This window comes from Pseudomonas sp. P179, assembly GCF_000478485.2.
Lineage (GTDB): Bacteria > Pseudomonadota > Gammaproteobacteria > Pseudomonadales > Pseudomonadaceae > Pseudomonas > Pseudomonas aeruginosa.
Map to the genome: position 1 here is coordinate 243041 of NZ_KI517354.1, position 1134 is coordinate 244174.

At 60.1% G+C, this 1134-nt stretch carries 2 protein-coding genes; one reads left to right on the top strand and one right to left on the bottom strand.

Translation table 11 applies throughout. From position 1 onward, the window contains the following. Positions 1-414 precede the first annotated feature (414 nt). Positions 415-729, top strand: coding sequence for a hypothetical protein (locus tag HMPREF1224_RS13940; RefSeq protein WP_003113065.1), 315 nt, complete (start codon positions 415-417; stop codon positions 727-729). Positions 730-913: 184 nt separating this feature from the next. On the opposite strand, the gene HMPREF1224_RS45775 is transcribed toward HMPREF1224_RS13940, so the two are convergent. Beyond that, positions 914-1134: hypothetical protein (locus HMPREF1224_RS45775; RefSeq protein WP_218187049.1), on the bottom strand; the 221-nt coding region annotated here is incomplete at its 5' end.

Consider the following 1134-nt stretch of genomic DNA (forward strand, 5'->3'; position numbering starts at 1 on the left):
TCGCGGTTATCCGCCGCTTATCCGCGACATCGGCGGATAACGCCCATGGCGTTATTTGCCCTACGCACCCCGGAAACGCCGGACAGCGTCCCAACTCCGTAGGGCGAATAACCGCTCGCGGTTATCCGCCGCTTATCCGGGGTATCGGCGGATACCGCCTGTGGCGGTATTCGCCCTACAGGCCCTGGAAACGCCGGACAGCTCCCCCGGACATTTCCGCAGGCTCTCTCAGAAGCCCGGGAATTGGATAAAAACCCAGTAGGAGGATGATGGAGGGGCCGGCAAATCCATCCCGCAGGGACAGGACCGAACGGCACTGCCCTCTATTTTCTGAGGGCAAAAAAGACGCGGGCCGCAGGTGCGGGAACACCTACGACCCGCTAACCACAAACCAGCTTATAAAGGAGCTGACCCATGGCTAAGCCGAATGATACGTCCAACCCCGAGGTAACAGAATCGTCCCCCCGCTTCGTCCCGCTGCTACCCACCTCCCAGGCCGACATGTGTCCGCGTAGCGCCACCCTGTACGTAGACACCCATGCACTCCCCACGCACTTGTTCGACAACGCGAAAGTGCGCTTGAGGTCGGCGATCAACATCCTGGCCATGACCCGTTTGCTCGATGAGAAAGAAGAGCCCGGCGGCACCCTGGCCTACATCAACGGTGCGTTGCTGTCGCTGCTCAGCGATGCCTTGTCCGAAATCGAGGCGGGCCACCCGAGCCTGTAGCGCCGCTCCCTGGCGCGACGCCCCCGGCCTGGCCGGGGGCTTTGCGGCATCGCCCATCACAAGACCTTTCGCGCCCGAACGGCACGCTTGATCGCCGTCCCGGTCCTCGCGAAACGGCCGCCAATTGCCCGAAGCTTCCGACCCTTTTTTCGGACGATTTCTTACGCCCTTATAAATCAGCAAGTTACGAGACCTCGAAAAAAGAGGGTTTCTGGCGGGAAAAACTCGGTATTTCTTTTTCCTTCAAATGGTTATAGGTTTTCGGAGCTAGTTCACTGCCGTGTAGGCAGCTAAGAAATTCGCCGCCGACGTCGTCCGGCAGGAACTCGCGTTCACTGCCGTGTAGGCAGCTAAGAAATGGGGCGAAACCCCTAGGCGCCGGGCTAGCTCGTTCACTGCCGTGTA

Bases quoted from the DNA above. Each gene is read 5' to 3' on its own strand.
- HMPREF1224_RS13940 (WP_003113065.1), top strand. From the start codon at position 415: ATGGCTAAGCCGAATGATACGTCCAACCCCGAGGTAACAGAATCGTCC.